Source organism: Bifidobacterium sp. WCA-178-WT-4B, from assembly GCF_009696495.1.
GTDB lineage: Bacteria > Actinomycetota > Actinomycetes > Actinomycetales > Bifidobacteriaceae > Bifidobacterium > Bifidobacterium infantis.
The window spans coordinates 1-20,615 of record NZ_VULV01000006.1 but is presented as its reverse complement, the minus strand read 5'-3'; the positions used below and the strand labels follow the sequence as shown (position 1 = coordinate 20,615).

At 58.3% G+C, this 20,615-nt stretch carries 14 protein-coding genes and 1 rRNA gene; 6 read left to right on the top strand and 9 right to left on the bottom strand.

Annotation, left to right across the window (positions count from 1 at the left end; translation table 11 throughout):
* Window positions 1-124 precede the first annotated feature (124 nt).
* Both FYJ31_RS05630 and FYJ31_RS05625 read right to left on the bottom strand, forming a co-directional pair.
* On the bottom strand, window positions 125-3,832 hold the full coding sequence (locus tag FYJ31_RS05630; protein ID WP_326831188.1) for an FtsX-like permease family protein: 3,708 nt from the start codon (window positions 3,830-3,832) through the stop codon (window positions 125-127).
* A gap of 88 nt (window positions 3,833-3,920) precedes the next feature.
* Entirely contained in the window at window positions 3,921-4,622 is a 702-nt protein-coding gene (locus FYJ31_RS05625; protein ID WP_012578658.1) for an ABC transporter ATP-binding protein, read from the bottom strand.
* 246 nt (window positions 4,623-4,868) lie between these two features.
* Between FYJ31_RS05625 and FYJ31_RS05620 the strand changes: the two genes are divergently transcribed.
* Entirely contained in the window at window positions 4,869-6,350 is a 1,482-nt protein-coding gene (locus tag FYJ31_RS05620) for an amino acid permease (protein WP_154536217.1), read from the top strand.
* A gap of 147 nt (window positions 6,351-6,497) precedes the next feature.
* Here FYJ31_RS05620 and FYJ31_RS05615 read toward each other — a convergent pair whose 3' ends face one another.
* The 3 genes from FYJ31_RS05615 to FYJ31_RS05605 form a co-directional block, all read right to left on the bottom strand.
* Window positions 6,498-7,133 (bottom strand): YesL family protein, encoded by a 636-nt coding sequence (locus tag FYJ31_RS05615; RefSeq protein ID WP_154536216.1) that lies wholly within the window; start codon window positions 7,131-7,133, stop codon window positions 6,498-6,500.
* A gap of 187 nt (window positions 7,134-7,320) precedes the next feature.
* Window positions 7,321-8,163: a carbohydrate ABC transporter permease gene (locus tag FYJ31_RS05610; protein ID WP_012578661.1), complete on the bottom strand. Its 843-nt coding sequence runs from the start codon at window positions 8,161-8,163 to the stop codon at window positions 7,321-7,323.
* Entirely contained in the window at window positions 8,163-9,017 is an 855-nt protein-coding gene (locus tag FYJ31_RS05605) for a carbohydrate ABC transporter permease (RefSeq protein WP_007052964.1), read from the bottom strand. Before FYJ31_RS05605 ends, FYJ31_RS05610 begins: the two co-directional genes overlap by 1 nt.
* A 382-nt stretch (window positions 9,018-9,399) precedes the next feature.
* Between FYJ31_RS05605 and FYJ31_RS05600 the strand changes: the two genes are divergently transcribed.
* The gene (locus FYJ31_RS05600; protein WP_012578663.1) at window positions 9,400-10,416 is read left to right on the top strand and encodes a LacI family DNA-binding transcriptional regulator; all 1,017 of its coding nucleotides are present in this window, start codon (window positions 9,400-9,402) and stop codon (window positions 10,414-10,416) included.
* Between the two features lie 253 nt (window positions 10,417-10,669).
* On the opposite strand, the gene FYJ31_RS05595 is transcribed toward FYJ31_RS05600, so the two are convergent.
* Window positions 10,670-12,016, bottom strand: coding sequence for an ABC transporter substrate-binding protein (locus FYJ31_RS05595; protein ID WP_195839451.1), 1,347 nt, complete (start codon window positions 12,014-12,016; stop codon window positions 10,670-10,672).
* Window positions 12,017-12,400: 384 nt separating this feature from the next.
* On the bottom strand, window positions 12,401-13,114 hold the full coding sequence (locus tag FYJ31_RS05590; RefSeq protein ID WP_010081321.1) for a histidine phosphatase family protein: 714 nt from the start codon (window positions 13,112-13,114) through the stop codon (window positions 12,401-12,403).
* Between the two features lie 91 nt (window positions 13,115-13,205).
* Here FYJ31_RS05590 and FYJ31_RS05585 point away from each other — a divergent pair, with 91 nt between their 5' ends.
* The 4 genes from FYJ31_RS05585 (at window position 13,206) to FYJ31_RS05570 (ending at window position 19,918) form a co-directional block, all read left to right on the top strand.
* Complete coding sequence (locus tag FYJ31_RS05585; RefSeq protein WP_032743812.1) at window positions 13,206-13,583, top strand: DUF4235 domain-containing protein; 378 nt, start codon at window positions 13,206-13,208, stop codon at window positions 13,581-13,583.
* 182 nt (window positions 13,584-13,765) lie between these two features.
* On the top strand, window positions 13,766-14,530 hold the full coding sequence (locus FYJ31_RS05580) for a nitroreductase family protein (protein WP_012578666.1): 765 nt from the start codon (window positions 13,766-13,768) through the stop codon (window positions 14,528-14,530).
* A 295-nt stretch (window positions 14,531-14,825) separates the two neighbouring features.
* Window positions 14,826-17,582 (top strand): YhgE/Pip domain-containing protein, encoded by a 2,757-nt coding sequence (locus FYJ31_RS05575; RefSeq protein ID WP_154536214.1) that lies wholly within the window; start codon window positions 14,826-14,828, stop codon window positions 17,580-17,582.
* Window positions 17,579-19,918: a YhgE/Pip domain-containing protein gene (locus FYJ31_RS05570; RefSeq protein WP_154536213.1), complete on the top strand. Its 2,340-nt coding sequence runs from the start codon at window positions 17,579-17,581 to the stop codon at window positions 19,916-19,918. Before FYJ31_RS05575 ends, FYJ31_RS05570 begins: the two co-directional genes overlap by 4 nt.
* A gap of 115 nt (window positions 19,919-20,033) precedes the next feature.
* On the opposite strand, the gene FYJ31_RS05565 is transcribed toward FYJ31_RS05570, so the two are convergent.
* A complete protein-coding gene (locus FYJ31_RS05565; RefSeq protein ID WP_032684148.1) occupies window positions 20,034-20,285 on the bottom strand; it encodes a hypothetical protein in 252 nt (83 codons plus the stop codon).
* A gap of 202 nt (window positions 20,286-20,487) precedes the next feature.
* Window positions 20,488-20,604: ribosomal RNA gene (gene rrf / locus FYJ31_RS05560) — 5S ribosomal RNA — on the bottom strand.
* Window positions 20,605-20,615: the final 11 nt, after the last annotated feature.

The window sequence follows — 20,615 nt, the reverse complement described above, 5'->3', positions numbered from 1 at the left end:
AACAAGTTCAGACTGTATCACCGAAATATGTCACGAAAACGCTCAGCTCAAGAATACATGCGATGATGCTGTAAGTATTCCGCCAAAAAGTTCAATTCACCAACACCAAATTGAACTTCTGTCTCTATTCCACGGACTTGAGCGAGCTGACCGGGTCTACACGATCGAGCACTGGGTTGGTGAACAGCTGCACCAGCAGCGCGAACGCCAGCGTCGCCACCACGGCAATCGCATAGCTGTACCAGTGCACTTCCACTTCGAAATACAGCGACGGCATATTCAACGCAGCAGTCAGTAATCCGCCTATCCACCTGCCAAGCGGCAGACCAACCACCACACCCATACCGGTCAATATCATCATCTCGCGGTTCACGTAGTTGTGCACCTCGCGGTCATAGAAGCCCAGCACCTTCAGTGTGGCCATCTCGCGGATGCGTTCGGACACGTTCGTATTGGCCAACGTAAACAGCACCACCAGCGCCAGACCGCCGGCGAGCCCCACAATCAGCGCCACCACGGCACCCATCAGATCGAACTTAAACGTGGCGGCCAGATGCGCACAGCTCACGGCCTTGAGCACCGACGATTCCTCGCCCAACCGATCCGCATATTCGGCCTGTTCGGTCTCGGAACCTTTCAGCTTGACGAGCATCGCGTTCCACGTCAAGGTCGAGGCAGTGCCATCCCCCGAAGCCGAAGACGTCACACCGTCGGCCGCAAACTTCTGGTCGTACAGTCGCTCACTGATGTACACATCAGAGCCAACAAGATTGCGCGTCACGGCCGCGACCTGCACCTTGGCCCGGCTGCTGCCGCCATTGCCCAGCGTGACGGTGTCGCCGGCATGAATATTCAGCGAGTTGGCGGCGGACTGCGACACAATCACGCCACTATCATCCAACGCTACAGTGCCACCACCCGCTTTGCCGAAGATATTGGGCAGTCCGAACCATTCATCATCGCCGGCTTGTTCCAACGTGACCATATCGTTCAAGATATTCAGCGAATCGTTGGGCACGGTCATCAGCTGCACGGTTTCGCTTTCCTGCTCCGCATTGCTCATTTCGCCGCTATCCACGCGCAGATTCAGCGTTTCGGCGGCCTGGCCATCTTCTGCCACCTGCTTGCGCATCGCGGCGGCGTTATCGTCATTGGCCACCACCATCAAGTCATACTGGTAGATCTGCTCATATTGCTTGACGCCAATCGTGTCGACGGTGTCGTTAATCGCAAATCCGCAGATAATCAGCGCTGTGCAACCGGCCACGCCGCCCACGGTCATAATCAAACGTGACTTGAATCGGAAGATATTGCGCGCAGTGACTTTGCCGAGGAAGTTCAGCCGGCTCCATACCGGGCGAATTCGCTCCAACAATATGCGAGCGCCCGTCTTCGGCGCCTTCGGCCGCATCAGCGCGGCGGGCGTGTGCCGTATATCCTCGCGGCAGACGAGCGCGGTGACCACTCCCACACCGACCACGAACAGCACGATGCCGGCCGAGCCGTACAGCCAGTCGTATTCAAGTCGCACACCGGGCAATATATACAGTCCCTCAATCACCACCAGCAGGAATGCCGGGATGCCGAGGAATCCGACCAGCAGACCGATGCCGCCGCCGACCAGGCAGGCGAGCAACGCGAACAGCAGATACCGGCTGGACACGGCGAGTCCGCCATAGCCGAGGCCAAGGTAGGTGCCGATGAGTCCGCGATCTTCCTCGACCATGCGGGTCATGGTGGTCAGGCTCATGAGCACGGCGACCAACAGGAACACAATCGGGAATGCGCGGCCGATGGATTCGATGGAACTGACATCTGATTTGAGCGAGCTGAATCCGTCGATCGAGGCGCGCGTCTGCACATACCAACGTGCGTTGGCCACATCGTCGATGCGCCGTTGCTGCTTGGCGAACTCGCTTTCCGCTTCGCTTCGCTTCGCATCGAGTGCAGACTGCGCATCATCCAGTTTCGCCTTGCCGTCCGCGAGCTGTTGTTCGCCTTCTTTCAGCTGCCGCTCGCCTTCTTCGAGCTGCTGCTTGCCGCTGGCCAGTTGGGCGGCCTGCGCTTCAAGTTGCGCCGACTGGGTTTCGAGGGTTGCGGCATTCGCTTCGAGTTCCGCGGATTTGGTATTGAGCTGTGCCTCTCCTGCAGCCGCTTCCTGTTCCTTGGCGGTCAGTTGCGCGTTCTGCTGGTCCAAGGTGGATTGTGCGGGGGCAATGGTTTCGTTTAATGTGCGCTGCAAATCGGCTTTCTGCTGGGTCAGACTGTCTCGCTGCGTTTGCAGTTCCGTTTGCTTGGCGGCCAGCTGTTGCCGCAGCTCACTGATTGACGGCACTTCAGGCAGGGTAATGCCAAGGCGCGCGAGCAGTTGCTTGATGGCCTGCCATGTGGGTGAGTTGAAGTCGATATTCGGGTCAAGTTGCGCCAGTAGATTGTCGGCCTGTTGAATCATGGACAGCATCTGATCAATTTGCGCCACGCCTTGGTCGATTTGGGTAATGCCCTGTTCGATTTTCGTGCGATTGGCGGTCAGTTCCGTTTGCGCCGCATCGAGCTGTTTGCGAGCCGAGGTGAGCTGCGTTTTGCCTGATTCGAGCTGGGTGCGCGCTTCGGCTATCTGCTGGCGACCTTGCGCGATCTGTTGACGGGCCGATGCAATCTGCGCACGTCCATCGGCGAGCTGCCGTTCGCCATCGGTAATGGTTGTCCTGTTGTTCTCCAATTCGGTACGGCTATCTTGCAATGTCGTTTCGTTGGCTTCCAGCTCGGCCCAGTTGTCGTCGATCTGCTTCTGGGCTTCGTCCAGCTGCTCGTTGGCCTCGTCTTTGGCATCGTCCAGTCTGCGCTGCGCGCTGGAGACGATCTGTTGACGACGGGCTTTCTGGCGTGTGGCCTGTATCTGATGCTCGATACGGTCGGCCACGGTTTTGACGGCTTCATCGTAGGCATCGGAAAACGTGTCAAAATCGGACGCACCAGTGACGGCAACCGATATCGCAGTGTATATATTGCCGGTCACGCCGTCGCTGGGTGCAAAGAACGTATAGTCCTCGGATGAGGTGGACCGGAAGGAGGTCATGCCCGAATAGCCGTCTGGATTGTTGAGGTCGCGCGGGTCGAGTACGACGCCGGTGATGGTGAGTTTCGTGGGGAACTGCGGGGATTGCTCGGCGTCGGCGTCCGTATTGGCGTCGGACTTCGCATCGGATGCCCAGGCATTGGCGGCGACACCTACCGTATCGGCATTCTTGGAATCGTCATTGGAATCATTATTGGCATCGTCAGTCTCCGTGGCCGCTACCGATATGACGGATGAAGAGGTGTCTTGTGGCGTCACAGTAATGGTGCCGCCAATCTTGAGTCCGCTATCGTTCAGGAATTGCTGCGTAACCGCCACTTCGCCGGCCTTGTTCGGCAGTTTGCCCTGCCGTATGTACGGCTGATCAAGCCCTTCGGTACCGATTTCCTGCATGGTCACGGTTTTCTTGGTGCCGTCCACCAACGTGGTCACCGTCTGAGAACGTTCGGGCTGCACGGTTTGCACACCGTCGATTCGGCGCAGTGCCGCTGCATCATCACCGGTCAGGCCGTATGTGGATAGCACCTGCAGGTCATGCAGTCCCTGCTGATCGTAAAAACGACCGGCCGCCAGAAAAGCATCGCGGCATCCGGCGTAGATGCCGGTCAGCACGGCCACGCCAAGCAGCGTAATGACGGCGATCGAGACGAACCTCTTCCAGCTGCGCAGCCAGCAACGCAACGTATCTTTGGCAAATACCGCAGAAACGCCCACTCCTCGACCGCCGCTATCGTCGAGGTTCCGCCGTTTCACAGAATGTTTCACAGGTTGTTTCACGAATCGCCTCGCTTGTTTCACGGGGCGTTTCACAGAGTGTCTTGCAGTGAGCATCGCCAATCACCTACCATTCGATATCGGCGATGGGCTGCGGCGTTGCGTTGACCTCCTCGCTGGTCACCTTGCCGGAGCGGAAGCGAATCACTTTATGAGCCATCGGTGCAAGCGCGGAATTATGCGTGATGATCATCACGGTCATGCCTTGCGTTTGGCAAATATCCTGCAGCAGCTGCAGTACTTCCTTACCGGTCTCGTAATCGAGCGCACCGGTCGGCTCGTCACACAACAGCAGCTTCGGCTTTTTGGCAATCGCGCGGGCGATGGATACACGCTGTTGTTCGCCGCCGGACAGTTGCGCTGGGAAGTTCCCCATGCGCTCCCCCAACCCGACCTTGCACAAGGTTTCCACCGGGTCGAAATGGTCGGGACAAATCTGTGAGGCAAGCTCCACGTTTTCCAGCGCGGTAAGGTTCGGCACAAGATTGTAGAACTGGAAAACGAAGCCGATGTCGTTGCGCCGATAGGTCACCAAATCGCGCTTGCGCAATCCGGTGATATCGCGATCGCCCACAATAACACGGCCGGAAGTCGCGGTATCCATGCCGCCCAGAATGTTCAACGCCGTGGTCTTGCCTGCGCCCGACTGGCCGAGGATGACGCTTAGCTCACCTTGATCGGCGGTGAAACTCGCCTCGTCGAGCGCTCGAATCACACTGCTGCCGGAGGGGTATTCCTTGACCACATGATCGAATTCGATATACGCCATCACGCACCTCCGACAGTTCCCACCACGGCGCGTCACATCGGCGAAGCCGTCTGCGTTCCCTTGTTCCCTTCCAGTAAAACAACACCATGACGGTTGCGCAACCAGCATACGGATCGTGAGTCGCCGGTCTCGCCCAGTGGCGGTGGGCGTTGCCATCACGCCATACGGCGTTTTACAATGGCGGGCATCGCGCATGGCGGGGTCGCCATCCATGCCGATAGTCAGAGGAACCTGGGGAAGGGCATCATGAGCACTAACGATACGTCCGAACAACCGCGCGAAACCGACGATGTGCCGGTGCCGGCCACGCTGCGCAAGTCACTGAAGAACCGTCATATCCAGCTGATTGCACTGGGCGGCGCCATCGGAACCGGCCTGTTCTATGGTTCCAGCGAAGCCATCGCGCTGGCCGGCCCCTCGATTCTGCTCGCCTACTTGGTCGGCGGCTTCGCAATCTTCATGATCGTGCGCGCGCTGAGCGAAATGTCCGTTGAGGATCCGGAGGCGGGCGCGTTCAGCTACTACGCCACTCGCTACTGGTCCAAGCGCGCCGGCTTCATCTCCGGTTGGAACTACTGGTTCAATTACATCCTCGTCTCGATGGTGGAGCTGTCAGTGGTGGGTTCGTTTGTGAACTACTGGTTCCCGGCGATTCCGACATGGGTGTCGGCGGCCGTGTTCTTGGTGATTATCTGCGCCGCCAACCTGCTGGGCGTCTCCAAGTTCGGCGAGTTCGAGTTCTGGTTCGCCATTATCAAGATTGTGGCCGTGATCGCCATGATTATCGGCGGCCTGGCCGTCATCATCTTCGCTCTGCCCACCACATCCGGTATCAAAGCGAGCTTTGCCAACTGGTTCACCTTGGAAGGGGGCTTCTGCCCGAACGGTCTCATGGAGCAGACTAAGGACGGCACCTGGACCGGTCTGTTGATGGCGCTTGTCGTGGTGATGTTCAGCTTCGGCGGCACCGAGCTCATCGGCATCACCGCCGGCGAAACCGAGGACCCTCGTCGTACGATTCCCCGCGCCACCAATGACATTATCTGGCGAATTCTCGTATTCTACATTGGCGCGCTCGGCGTAATCATGGCCGTAATACCGTGGAACACCACCGGCGGAGACGCTGCTCCCAGCCCGTTCGTGCAAATCTTCGATTCCGTGGGCATCCACGCGGCCGCCGGCATCCTCAACTTCGTGTGCCTGACCGCCGTGATGAGCGTCTACAACTCCGGCCTGTACGCCAACTCCCGCATGCTGTATTCGCTGGCCAAGCAAGGCAATGCGCCCGCGTATCTGGGCAAGCTCAACGCTAAGGGCGTGCCGGTGGCCGGCGTGCTGACGTCCGCCGTGATCACCGCCATCGCCGTGGTCGTGGTGTTCGTGTGGCCCGAGTTCGCGTTCAACTATCTGATGTCGATTGCCACCATCGCCGGCATCATCAACTGGACGATGATCATGTTCACCGAAATGAAGTTCCGTAAGGTGGTCGCCGCGGGCGGCGCTCCCGAGGATTCCGAGCTGGCCGGCAAGTCCGGCAAGGAAGCGCTCGACGCGATTCACTTCAAGCTGCCGTTCGCTAAGGTGACCCCGTGGGTGGTGTTGGCGTTCTTGGCACTGGTGGTGGTGCTCATGTGCTTCTCCGCCAGCTACCGCGTCGCCGTCATCGCCGGCGTGATTTGGCTCGCCATTCTCTTTGCGGCCTACCAGCTCACTCAGGCGAAGAAGTAGAGCCTCATTTGCGAATAGCTCTCAGAATACGCCGCTTGACATTTGCATCTATGGTCTCATTTGGGTCAAATTCCTCTAGGTAACGCGGGATACCGCCCAGTATCGCGTAGGCCAGCGCCTTATCCTCGTTGACTGTCCGCTAGCTGCTTAGCGTTGCATACTATCGGGAGAATCCACAGGATCGGCGAGATATGGCTTGAAGACGCGCTCGGTGACGGGGATATGGAGCATCAGCATGGTGCCGTAGCCAAGGATCACCAGCAGGAACAGTCCACCGGGCATGTAGAACCAGCTGGCCACCAGCAGCGCCACGAACACGGCATCCACGATGATCAGGGCCACGGTCATCGCGATGTGGGAGATGCCGAAGATGAAGGCGTTCTTCAAGGTGCCGGCCGCGGTGTTCTCGAAGCGTGCCTGAAGCGCGAACACCCATTCGAAGCCGATAAGCCAGAGGATGGTCAGCGCGAATTTGATGATGAGCAGCGGCGTGATCTGCAGGACGATCCATGACCAGACCAGTGCAATCAGCACCACCAAGAACGGCAGCCACAGCAGCGTGGCTTTGATGAAGTTGGTTTTGAATGACTTGAAGTAGTTGGCGGTTACGCCTTTGCCCTCGCCCTCGATGGAGCGGCGGCAAGCATCATGGCCGGCAGTCAGGGCCGCACCGATGGTGATGAGCGGAATCGAAGTGACCAGCATCAGAATGTTGATCCATACGCCGTCAACAAGATTGCTCCACGCGCGCATGAATTTCGAGTCCGGTGCCAGCCAGTTCATCAACTACTCCTTGTGCTGCTCTTGGCTCCCCGCCAGATTGTCGGGCTCAACCCTTGACCGCGCCCGCCCTGCAATTACGGACTCGCCTACGGCGAGGCTCATCATTAGCTTCGCCGCTGTCGCGGCTCAGCCTGGAGCCTGCTGGAAGCCCACTGGGCTTCCAGCCATGGGCTGACGACGCGAGTCGTCAGCCCTTGACGGCTCCCGCCATGACACCAGAGACTATATACTTCTGGCATACCAAGTAGAAGACGATGATGGGGATGATGGCCAGCACCAGGCAGGCCATCATGGCGCCCATATCCACGGAACCGTAGCCGCCCTTGAGGTATTGCACGGCGACCGAGATGGTCTTGTACTTGCCGAGGTCGAGCGTCAGGTACGGCAGCAGGTAATCGTTCCAGATCCACATGGCTTCGAGGATGGCCACCGAGACGATCGACGGCTTCATGATTGGCACCACGATCTGGAAGAAGATGCGTGGCACTGACGCGCCGTCGATCATGGCGGACTCCTCAAGCTCCTGCGGGATGCCCTTGATCACGCCGGTGAAGATGAACACGGCCAGACCGGCCCCGAAACCGAGGTACACGATGCACAGGCCCCACGGGGTATTGAGCTTCAGCATGTCGGCGATCTTGGAGAGGGTGAACATCACCATCTGGAACGGCACGATCATGTTGAACAGGAACAGGGTGTAGAGCAGCTTCGCAGCCCAGTTGTTCACGCGCACGATCCACCATGCGCACATCGAGGTGCACACCAGAATCAGCACCACCGAGCCGACGGTGATCAGCAGCGTCCAGCCGAAGGAGGCGAAGAACTGCGTGGTCTCGATGCCACGCACATAGTTCTCAAGTCCTACAAACGCCTTGCCGGTCGGCAGGGAGAAGGCGTTCTTGGAGATGTACGCCTTCTGCTTGAAGGAGTTGATCAGCACCAGGACGATCGGGAAAACCCAGAACAGGGAGACGACGGCAAACAGCACGGTCCATAATGCGCCATGCTTCACAGGCTTGTTCTCGTTCATCAGGCTGCCACCTCCTTGCTCGTGGTGAGCTTGTTCTGAATCAGGGCGATGACCGCAACCAGGATGAAGAACAGCACGGCCTTCGCCTGGCCGACGCCTTCCCAGCCCATACGGCCGTAGAAGGTGCGGGTGATATTCAGCGCCAGACCTTCAGACATGTTGCTCGGCGCACCGTTGGTCAATGCGAGGTTCTGGTCGTAGAGCTTGAAACCGTTGGTCACGGTCAGGAAGGAGCACACGGTGATGGACGGCATCATCAGCGGGATGATGATGCGGAACATGGTCTGCCGTCCGTTGGCGCCGTCCACGGCCGCGGCCTCCAGCACGTCGGTGGGCAGGGCCTGCAGGCCGGCGATGTAGATGATCATCATGTAGCCGATCTGCTGCCAGCACACCAGGATGACCAAACCCCAGAACCCGTAGGACGCCTTATAGGTCAGGGCGCGGCCCCAGTGGGCCAGTACGCCGTTCAGGAGCAGCAGCCAGATGTAGCCCAGGATGATGCCGCCGATAAGGTTCGGCATGAAAAATACCGAGCGGAACAGCGTGGATCCCTTGATCGCCTTGGTCAGCATGTAGGCGATGGCGAAGGCGATCACGTTGATCACGATGGTGGTCACGATGGTAAACGCGGTGGAGAAGCCGAGCGCGTGCAGGAATTCCTTGTCTTTCAACGCTTTGCCATAGTTCTTAAGCCCCACCCATTCACCGTCGGTAACGGTGGTGAATTCGCAAAAGCTTAAGTAGACGCCCATGATGAAGGGCACCAGGAACCCGATGATGAATGCGGCGAATGTGGGGAGCGCGAACAGCGCCCACCATCTGCGTATCGCCTTGCCAGCCATGCTGATCATGACTTTTCCTCCTCCTTGAGTCCGCTGCGTTGCGACACTGCATCGTGCGCCGGCTGCGGAGTTCAACTCAATGCGAGCCTGCCGATCGAGAACCGCATGCACGGCCTGTTCTCGTTCAAGCCTATGTTCATAGTAAACGTCGAATCATTATATGTCAAACGTTGTCATTTTAGGCGTTTCAAGTTCGAGCACACTCCGGCTCCAGCAATCTTCTTTCAACTAAGATAACGGCTATATAAAGCCAATCTGACGCCGTCATAGACACTGTGCAAACGTTTGTAATACAATCGTTGTCATCGCCGCAAATCAATCAATCAGCATGTACACTGGAGTCAGTTGCGCATGTGTATTGCGATTTTCCATTCAACGCAAAGGGGCTGCAATGGCTACGAGCATTCAGGATGTCGCCCGCGAGGCCGGCGTCTCCATCTCCACCGTCTCACGTTCCTTCACCAGACCGGATCTGGTGTCGGCCAAGACCCGCGAGCGCGTGCTCGCCATCGCCGACAAACTCAATTTCTCACTCTCCCGCTCGGCTGCGGCCCTGAAATCCGGCCGTGCCCTGCGCATCGCAGTACTGATGAGCGGCCATATCCGCCTGTGGTTCACCGCCTCGGTCATCGAGGGGCTCAACGAGGTGCTGCACACGCAGGGCTACGATATTTCGGTATTCCAGATTTCCAGCATCGAGGAGCGCAAGGAATTCTTCGAGATGTTGCCGGTACGCCGTAACGCCGATGCCGTGATTGTGGCGTCTTTCGATATCGACAACAACGAAATCGCGCAACTGGCTTCGGTCGGCGTGCCGATCGTCGGCATCAATTCGGTCGAGCCCGAAGCCCGCGGCTTTACCGCCGCCGTCAATATCGACGACGTGCAGGGCTCCACGCTGGCCGCCCGCCATCTTATCAATCTCGGACATCGCCGCATCACCTATATCAGCACCAATCGCGAGGTGTCGCTGAGCTTCTCCGTGCAAAGCCGATTCGACTCATTCACCGCCTGCTGCCGCAGGGAAGGCATCGAGCCGCAGGTCATCGTCTGCAAGGTCGATGACGATGGACGTTATGAAATCAGCGACGTGGTCGACCAACTCATGAGCCAAGACGAGATGCCCACCGCCATCGCATGCCAGGAGGATGGCATCGCTTTGCCGCTTATGTTCCAGCTGGAGCGCAATGGATTCTCCGTGCCCGGCGACGTCTCGCTGGTCGGCTACGACGATAGTTTCTACACCGGCGATATCGGCCTGACCACCATCCGCCAGGATCCGGCGGAGATGGCCCGCGTGGCAGCCCGCATGACGCTCGACCTCATTGACGAGAAGCCGATTGAGCAACCCTATATCGTGTTCCCGGCCCAGCTGAAGGTCCGCTCCTCCACCTCCCGCGTTAAGTAGGCTCACACAACAAAGCCCACCATAGAAAAAGCGTGAGGCAACCGCACAATAACGCTCAATCGCACATTGTGGGAAATGGCGGAAATCGCCAATCCATGGACCCACAGTGTGCGATTGGCCGGGTGTGTGCCTCACACTTTTTCCGAGGCGGCCGATTTTGTGCGAGACTCAGCAATACAAAGCGGCGCCCCTGGAGAAGGAAAGGCAGGGGCGCCGCGGATTGTTACTTATCGGCTATGGGACTCCATGAGACTCAGTGCGAGGCCTCGTATTCGGAAGCCCAACCGTCCACGAAGGCAGTCTTGACGGCATCCCACTTGCCGGTGCCCTGCGCGTACTCGAGCAGCGCCTGGCCGACCTTGTTCTTCCATTCCTCGGACGGCATCATGGTGAAGTTCCAAGAAACCTGGGTCTTGCCGGACTCCTGGTCTTCCACGGCGGCCTCGGTCAGCGGGTTGTCGCTTTTGACGTCATCGAAGGTCTTGAACGGGGTGGTGAAGCCCATGTCCTGAGAGAGGGCCTTCTTGCCGGTATCCGAGGTGATCACCCACTTGAGGAAGTCCTCGGTGGCCTTCTTGTCGGCGTCGGAGGCCTTGTCATTGATACACCAGTAGTTCTCGGAACCGGTGGTCAGACCCTGCTTCTCCTCGCCCTTGACACCGATGTAAATCGGCATCATACCCACGGATTCGGCCTTCATGCCGGCCTTCTGCAGGTCGGTCCAGGCCCAGGTGCCGTTCTGGTAGAAGGCGGCCTCGCCGAGCGCGAACTCGGAGTTCGCATCATCTCCGGTCTTGGCGCTCAGCTGGGTGGGTTCGGTGGTGGAGTCGGTGATGTACAGGTCGAAGATCTTCTTGTAGTTCGGCAGGTAGGTGCCCTTGATCTTGGCCGGCTGCTCGGTGACGTTGTCGTCCTTGAACTCGTAGTAAAGCGGCAGATTGGCCAGGTGGGTCTTGAAGCGCCAGTCGGAGCTGGAGTCGAAGCCGGCGGAGGTGAACGCGCCCTTGATGCCGAGCTCGTCCTTGCGGGCCTGCATGTCGTCGGCCACGGCCTTCAGGGTGTCGAAGTTGTCGATTTCGTCCATGGACGTGGCCTTGGCGCCATCCAGCGCGAAGTACTTGTTGAGGATGTCCTTGTTGTAGATCAGGCCGTAGGTTTCCATCACATACGGCACGCCGACCACCTTGTCGCCATCCTTCAGGGCCACATCCTGGTTGGCAAGCTCCTTGTACACATCCGTATTGGACATGTCGGCGGTGTACTTCTTCCAGTTCTGGTAGCCGACCGGGCCGTTGACCTGGAACAGGGTCGGGGCTTCGGACTTGGCGATTTCGGACTTCAGGGTCTGCTCGTAGGTACCGGAGGCCGCGGTCTGCACCTTGACCTCAACGCCCTTTTCCTTGGTGTATTCCTTGGCCAGAGCAGTCCACTGATCAGCCGCTTCCGGCTTGAAGTTCAGGTAGTAGACCTTGCCCTTGGCGTCATCGCCGGAGGTCGAGCTTCCGCAGGCCGCCAAAGTGCCGAGGGACATCGCAGCGATAGCCGCCATCGCGACTGCTGACTTGACTGTACGATTCATCATCGAACCTTTCTCTTTCATCGTCGATCCCGGCCATCCCCGGTCGGGACAGGTACGCTAGCACGCACCTTTACGACTATCGACATGCACTATTATGCAACGGTTTGCTTCTTTTTGCAAACGATAGCAATAGCGGCGCGTCATAGATCATCATTTTCAGGCCATTGTCAATAGATATCCTATTACTTCAGCCTTTTTGCCTCATTATCGTAATGCAAGCGTTCGCAATCATGAGAGCGCTAACATATCTTTCATGGCGATCGATTGCCACTTATACCCATCAAAAACAACACGCCGACGCTATCGTTTGCAAATCATTTATCGACATACCGCAATTCCCACCACAAACAATAAAGGCCCGCCCGCAGTAGCGGGCAGGCCAGCGTAATCACAGCGCAACCGGGGCTAGGCGTTCCACCGTTCGATGACGTTATCTCCCTTATAGACGCTGAGCACCGAGTAGTGCGCCGTATCCAAACGCAGCAACCGCGCGAAATGCGGGTCCACGCCCAGCCATTGCGAGGTGAGGATGCGCAGGATGTGCGCATGAGCCACCAACAGCACATTATGGCCGTCTTTCAGAAGCGGCGTAATCTCATCGATGGCGCTCTTGGCGCGTGCCGCTGCTTCTTCCAGCGTCTCGCCAGGCCCGGCATGAACCGGCACCTGCTCGCCCGAAGGCAAGGTCTCGACCCAATCGCCCTCCAGCGTGGGCGTCAGCGAGCGCGGCCCATCACGCCACACATCCCATTCAAAACCGCTGGCCTCACTCACCTGCTGGCGCGTACGCCCCTCGGCTCGGCCGTAATCCCATTCAGCGATGCCGTCCAACACACCATGGTCCGCAAAACCAGCCAATTCAGCGGTTTGGCACGCCCGCTTCAGCGGACTGGAAAACACACAGCCCTGGCTGAATCCTTCGGGGAAAGCTTCGCGCAGGCGCCTTCCGGCATCCGCTGCCTGCTGCTCGCCGACCGCGGTCAACGGGATGTTCGTGCGCCCGGTATGCTGCCCGGATTCGCTCCACACGGTCTGGCCGTGGCGCAGCAACACCAAAAATCCGTTGCCGCCACGAGAGTTCTCGACGGCAACGGTGCCGTTCACGTTCTGTTCGCTCATGCCTCCACTCTAGTCTGCGCTCGTTCATGACTCCACCATTAACGCCCATCTTTTGCGCTGAGATGATTGAGATGCTATTAGACTGAGAGTCATGAGCGACGAAACGAACACCGACTTCCCCTCCAGCGCCGACCGCGCGGTCGACAGCCTGCACCGCATCGACGAGAAGGTCAATAAGCTGCGCGAGGACCGACTCAACGACCCTGATTCTCTGGGCGACAAGCTCATCAAGTCGGCAGCCCCAGCGCTGGCAGGCTTGGTTGCCGGCAAAGTATTCCAGATGATATGGGACAAGGGCACGAGCAAACGCAATCTGCGCAAGGGACTGGCGGCAGACGCGCCGCAAGGTCTGGCAATGAGTCTGGCATTCGCCGCCGTTTCGGCCGCACTCGGCGCAGTGGTTTCGCAACTGTCGGATCGGGGCTCCAAGGCGTTCGTCGACCACCGCCATCGCAAGCCCAGCCGCTAATCCCCCGGTTGGATGATGGTTTCTGTTGGTTGACTGATGGCTCATCGCTGGAATTTCGTCAAGGACCCATCAGCCAATCGACAGGAACCATCAGTCCAGCACAGTTCCGCCACACAATATCGGCATTTCACTGTGAGGTAATTCACCGTGGCGTCCGGCGTCTGCCGTGCGACAATAAAGCCATGGTTACCAACGCAACAATCGAGGCTCTTCTGGGCCGCCGCTCCATCCGTAAGTTCAAGGACGAGGCCATCGACGACGATACCCGCGCCACGCTCGAAACCGTCGCCCAGCATGCCGCGTCCAGCCAGTTCCTTAACGACTGGTCCGCCATCCGCATCACCGATCCGGCCATCAAAGCCAAGCTCGCCGAATTCGGCCATCAGCCGTATATTGCCACTGCGCCGCTGCTGTACGTGTTCGTCATCGACGAGCACCGCAACGCGCGCATCGCCGAACGCAAGGGCATCGATCCCGCTTCCGACGAATTCCATCTCAAGTACAGTTATCGCTTTACCCAAGCTCAGAACGACGCAGTGCTGGCCCTGCACGCCATGGAGACCGCCGCCTATTCGCTGGGACTGGGCTGCGTGATTCTCGGCTCTCTACTCAACAACATCCCCGGCCTTATCGACGTGCTGAATCTGCCGGAATACACGTATCCGGTGCTGGGTCTGGCCATCGGCAAGCCTGATCAGAACCCGACCGTCAAGCCGCGCATGCCGCGCACGATGCAGTTCTTCGAGAACACCTACCCGGCTGACGCCGATGGAGTACTCGACCAGCTGCCCGCCTTCGACGAAGAAGTTCACCGGTACTACGATCTTCGCCAAGCCGACCGTCCGGTGGACGCCTTCAGCGATCAGGTCGTCACAATCAGTCGGCAGGATGTCAGCCATCAGACGCTGCTCGACAAGGCCGCCGCTCAGGGCTTCCGTCTGGATTAGTGAGACCAGGACCAACGAGATAGGCTCGGATGGGCTCGTCACTGAGTCGTCTCAGTCTCAGCACTGCGACGACTCAGTCCCAACACCTCAACATCTCATCACCGGATACCGGCAAAATTGCACAACCATCACGCCGGTGTCGCACTATCAATGAGCGCCCACATATCAGTCCCATTATGCGGACAATCAAGGGGCAGTTTTGCAAGAAAACCCGCCAAACCAGCAGTATCCGCACCAGTGGTGGGAATAGACTGCATGTGGCTGCAATGACTACGAACCGGAAAAGAGGGACTGGATGCGGACAGTTTGGCAAGTCTTTCTGCGCGATTGCAGACGTATCTTACGCAATCCCGTTGCCGTTGTGGTGACGCTCGGCGTAGCAATACTGCCCTCGCTGTACGCATGGTTCAATATTCTCGCCAACTGGGATCCCTATTCAGCCACCGGCAATCTGCAAGTGGCCGTAGCCAATGAAGACCAAGGCACCACCAACGATCTGGTCGGCCATCTCGATGCGGGCCGGCAGGTCGTCAAGAAACTCAAGCAGAACGACGAACTCGGCTGGCGCTTCGTAGACAATGAGGAACAGGCCGTACACGGCGTGGAGACCGGCGAATACTATGCAGCCATCGTGCTGCCCAAGGATTTCAGCGCCAGCTTGGTCGAATCGGTGACCGGAACCTCCAAACAGCCGAAAATCAAGTATTACGTCAATGAGAAGAAGAACGCGATCGCGCCGAAAATCACCGACACCGGTGCCACCACCATCGATGAGCAGATCAACTCCGCCTTCGTCACCACGGTAGCCACCACCGTTGCCTCGGTCGTTTCCGAAGCGGGAGACGATCTCGACCAAGTCACCGGCAAAGCCCAGCACGATACGATCGATGATCTCAATACGGTGATGTCCACGCTGAACACCGTTCAGGATTCACTCACCGACTTACAGGACACGCTAGCCCAGTCAGACACGATTCTCGCCGACGCCAAACAGACCACCGCCTCACTCAAGCAGACCGTCGCGGCCGCGCAGAAGGCCTCCCGCCAGTCCGGCACACTGTTGGCGGAAACACAGGCCGGGTCACAAGCCTTCTCCACCACACTGGTCGGCGCGCTCGACACCAGTTCAGCACAACTCTCCGGACTGGCCGTTCACGTCAACAACGCCGCCGGCAGCATCACCGGCTCCTTCAACAGCGCGCAGAACTCCGTCGACACCATCACCAACACACTTTCGGCTCCACTGAACGCCACCCAAACGTCAATCAGCGATCTGAAAAACGCGCTGACCAAAGCCGGCATCGGCAAAGACACCACCGACCCGGTCGGCCAGAACATCTGGAAACAAATCGATGCGCTCGACTCATTGATCAGCAAACAGCAGACACAGCTCAACACCTTCCATACCGACACCACACAGTTCATCAACTCCGGCAAAGACGCCACCACGAATCTTTCCGGAGCCATGACCAACACCACCACCGGCGGCATCGCGGCGCTGAATACCGCGCGCGGCTCGCTGACCGGCACCGTGATGCCATCGCTCACCTCATCATTGAACAGTTTCGCCGCCCTGAACGGCACGCTGGATGGCACGTTGACTTCGTTGTCCGGCACCTTGGATCAGGCCGACGGGCTGTTCGACCAGCTTGTCGATACCCTGAACCAAACGAAAACCACCATCAGCAGCACGCAGGATTCGCTGCGCCAGGTGGCCAGCGATGTCGCCACCGTACGCACCGATATCGCCACGCTCGATAGTTCCGCCGCTTACCAGAAAATCCGGGATACGCTGCATCTGGATGACAAGGGATTCGGCGAGTTCATGGGCAATCCCGTCGCTCTGACCACGAAAGTCGTGTATGCCACCGACAATTACGGGTCCGCAGTCACCCCGTTCTACACGAATCTGGCACTGTGGGTAGGCGGTTTCGTGCTGATTGCCATCTACAAGCTTGAGGTCGACCGCAAGGGCATTCGCCGTATCACCGCTACGCAAGCATATCTTGGCCGCTGGCTGCTGCTGGTCACCATCGGATTCCTGCAAGCCGTCATCGCCACCATCGGCGATCTGGTGCTCGGCATCCAATGCGAGCATCCGCTGCTGTTCATCTTGGCCGGAATCTTCTGTTCGTTCGTCTACATCAACATTATTTATGCACTGGCCGTGGCATTCCGCCATATCGGCAAAGCCATCGCCGTAATTCTGGTCATTGTGCAGATACCCGGTGCCTCCGGCCTGTATCCGATTGAAATGATGCCGAACTTCTTCCGCGAACTGCACCCGTGGCTGCCCTTTACCTACGGCATCAACGCGATGCGCGGCCCGATCGCCGGCCTGTACGCGAACCATTACTGGCTCGACATGCTGCACCTGTTCTGGTATCTGCCGGCGGCGCTTTTCGTGGGACTTGTCGTACGCCGGTATGCGATGAACCTGAACGCGCTGTTCGACCGTCGTTTGGGAGATACCGACCTGATGATCACCGAGCACAACAGCATGGTGAACGAACAGGTGAGCTTGAACTCCGTATTCCGCACGGTGTCCGACAGCAAGGAACTGCGCGATATCATCGCCCATCGCGCGCACCGGTTCTTCGCACGGTACCCAAAGATGATCGTTGCCGGCCTGGCATTGCTGACCGTACTCCCGTTCGTATTCCTGGTGCTGCTGTTTGTCACCCAAGAGAAAATCGCCATGCTGACCTCCTGGATTCTGTCGATTATTCTTATCGACGCCTATCTCATTGTGGTTGAATACGCACGCGAAACCTACGCCGTGCAGCTTGGCGTCAGCGCCATGAGTGCCGACGAGTTCCGCAATGTGATGCTCAACGGATATGTGTGGCGGCGTTTCCACGGCCACGGACGTCACGAAGCGGCGATGGACAGCGATCCGGATATCGGCGAAACCACTGAACGACTCACACTGTTCGGCGATCAGGCCGCCGAGCCGACTGCGCACACCGCACAGTCCGAGCAGTCCGGTCAATCCGGGCAGTCTGAGCAACCCGGTCAGTCCGGGCAGTCTGGGCAAGGAGACGCACGATGAAGCTTATCTGGAAAATATTCGTACGTGACGTGCGCCAAGCCACCCGCAATGTGATCGCCGTAATCGTGGCTATGGGATTGGTGATTGTGCCGGCACTGTACGCCTGGTACAACATCGCCGCCAGCTGGGACCCGTACGGCAACACCAAGGCCTTGAAGGTCGCCGTGGCAAACGTGGATAAGGGCTATAAGTCCGATCTGATGCCGATCACCATCAACGTCGGCGAAACCGTGACCAATACGCTCAGGGCCAATCATGACCTTGACTGGCAGTTTGTGGATCGTGCTAAGGCCATCGATGGCGTGAACTCAGGCGAATACTATGCCGCGCTGATTATTCCAAAGAGCTTCAGCTCCGATATGATGACGCTGTTTTCACCGAAGATCAAGCACGCCAAGCTCGAATACTATCTCAATGAGAAAATCAATCCAATCGCTCCGCATATCACCGACCAGGGTGCTACCACCGTGGCCACGACCATCGACCAGACATTCGTGAAGACCTTGGCGAGCGTGGCGCTGGATTTGGTTTCCAACGTGGCCGATTACGCGCAAAGCCCGCAAATGGAGCAGTACGTCAACAACGCCACCAGTCATATTGCTACCATGTCGTCTCGTTCGACCGGCACTGCGTCGCAGATGGATTCCTATGCCAATCTGCTCGGGGCCGCCAACAGCATCATTGATTCCACCGATAAGCTGCTGGGGTCAACAGGCTCAGCTGCGGCCACAACCAAAAAGGCGTTGAAACAGACCCGCAACGGCGTCTCCAGCCTCGACAAGGCATTGTCCGGAGCCACCGATGGCGTCGGTACGGCATTGCAGCAGGCCGGTTCATCCTACGACACCATTGCCAAGCAGATCGATGCCGCTTTTGCCGATGTGGGCTCACAATCCTCGCAGATATCAAACAAGCTGACCGATATGCAATCCAAAGTGGAGGCTCAGGCCGACAGCTTTGGAAAGTATGCCGCCGCTTTACGAGATCTCGCCAAACAAGCGGCTTCACTGCCCGTGGGCGGAGATACCGTTGCCGCTCAACTGAACGCGGCTGCAGACCAAGCCACAAAGGCGCAGCAGAGCATGCAGCAAGCCGCCACCGCGTTGGGCGATGCGGCCACGCACATAGCAAACGGCACTGCCGATGCCGATACAGCGCGTCGAGATCTGAAATCACAAATCGCCGCCGCCAAACAATCGATTACTCAGGCTTCAGACACGTACAAGAGCACGCTGAAACCGCAACTGAACAATCTGACCTCGTCCATGGGCGAAGTGGCCACGCAGGCAAGTTCCGTAATCGACGGGCTTGCGTCGACCGTCAGCAGCGTGTCAGGTCTTTCTGGCGGCGTTTCAGACAGCCTGACGGATATCCAGTCGGCCTTGACTGACGCAGCTAGCGCTTTGACCCGTTCGGCGAAGAAACTCGACAACTTGTCTTCCCAACTCGCCTCTATCACCAGTGGCGGCACCAACGACCTGTCTGTGATTTCCTCTGCGAAGCCCGATGCCATTGCTTCCATGCTGGCGGCACCCGTAGCGGTCGACCGCATCGCGCTCTATCCCGTTGCCAACTATGGTTCCGCGATGGCTCCGTTCTACACGATTTTGTCTATTTGGGTCGGTGCGATCATTCTGGTCGCCATGTTGAAAGTATCGATTTCCGACCATGAGAAGGCTCGTATCTTAGGGTTGGGCAATGATCTGCCGCTCGGTTCGGGAGTGGGTCTTCGCGAGGCCATGATTGCCGGGCGGATTGCCGGACCGGCCGCCGCGTTGGATGTGCTGAAGAAGCCGCGTGCCGAGTCTTCCGGCAATGCGCGGCAGTTCGGTTTACGCTTGCACCACGAATATTTCGGCCGATACATGATTTTCGGTTTCCTTGCTTTGCTGCAAGGCACGCTGGTGTGCCTCGGCGATATGTTCTATCTCGGCGTGCAGTGTGAGCACCCGATCCGGTTCATGATGGTCGGCTGGCTGACCGCGCTGGTGTTCTCGAACATCGTGTACACGTTGGCCCTGTCGTTCGGCGATATCGGCAAAGCCATCGCCGTGGTGCTGCTGGTGATGCAGGTGGCCGGCTCCGGTGGCACGTTCCCCATCGAGACGTTGCCCCCGTTCTTCCAGGCCGTTTCCAAATGGCTGCTGTTCCCCTATGCGGTGGACGCGATGCACTCGGCCATGGCCGGCTCGTTCGGCATGGAGTATTGGGTTTCCATGGGCAAACTCGCGTTGTTCCTTGTTCCTTCGCTGCTTCTGGGGCTTATGCTGCGCAAGCCGGTGATCCGCCTGAACGATTGGATCATCCGCAATCTGGAAAGCACCAAGGTGATGTAAGTGTTGGACGGAGTGTGTCCGAGCGCCCTGAACGCTTAGCAGCCTACGACCTGGCGTGTTTGGACCGTAACCTGTCTCAGACACGGCGTTGGCGAGGCCTGTGGAGCTTCTGACGCTAACGTCTACGTGGCTTGTAGCCCTTTTTACGACTGTGTGGCTTGAGTTGCTGGTTCAGCGGCACATGCCGGTAACTGGATTGTGGATCGCGATGCGTGAGGTGCCAGCATCCGCAGTATTCGCAACGGTACACCCAGAGTTCGGCGCCGCGCTCGATCAGGCTTTGATCAGCGGCACGCTGAGCCTGCGCCTTATCGTGATACATGATTTTATTCGACGTAGCGCAACGTTTAGGGGTGAAGTAATGCATAGCAGAAGCCAGTGTAGAGCGACCCCATAACCAAGCCAGTTTCTGGCTTTCCTCTTTGAGGGGAGTCGTCCGCGCGGCGGACCGGGGGGAGGCCCAAGACGCTGAGGCCCAAGAACGCGAGACACCCCCCCCCCACACGCAAGTGTCCCGATATGCGGGAAGCCCCGGTACCTTCAAGGTATCGGGGCTTCCTGTACGTGTGATGCGGCGGCGTGCTACTCTCCCACACCCTGTCGGGTGCAGTACCATCGCCGTGCCAGGCCTTAGCTTCCGGGTTCGGAATGGGACCGGGCGTCTCACCTGGGCCATGGCCGCCGCAAATCTTCTCTT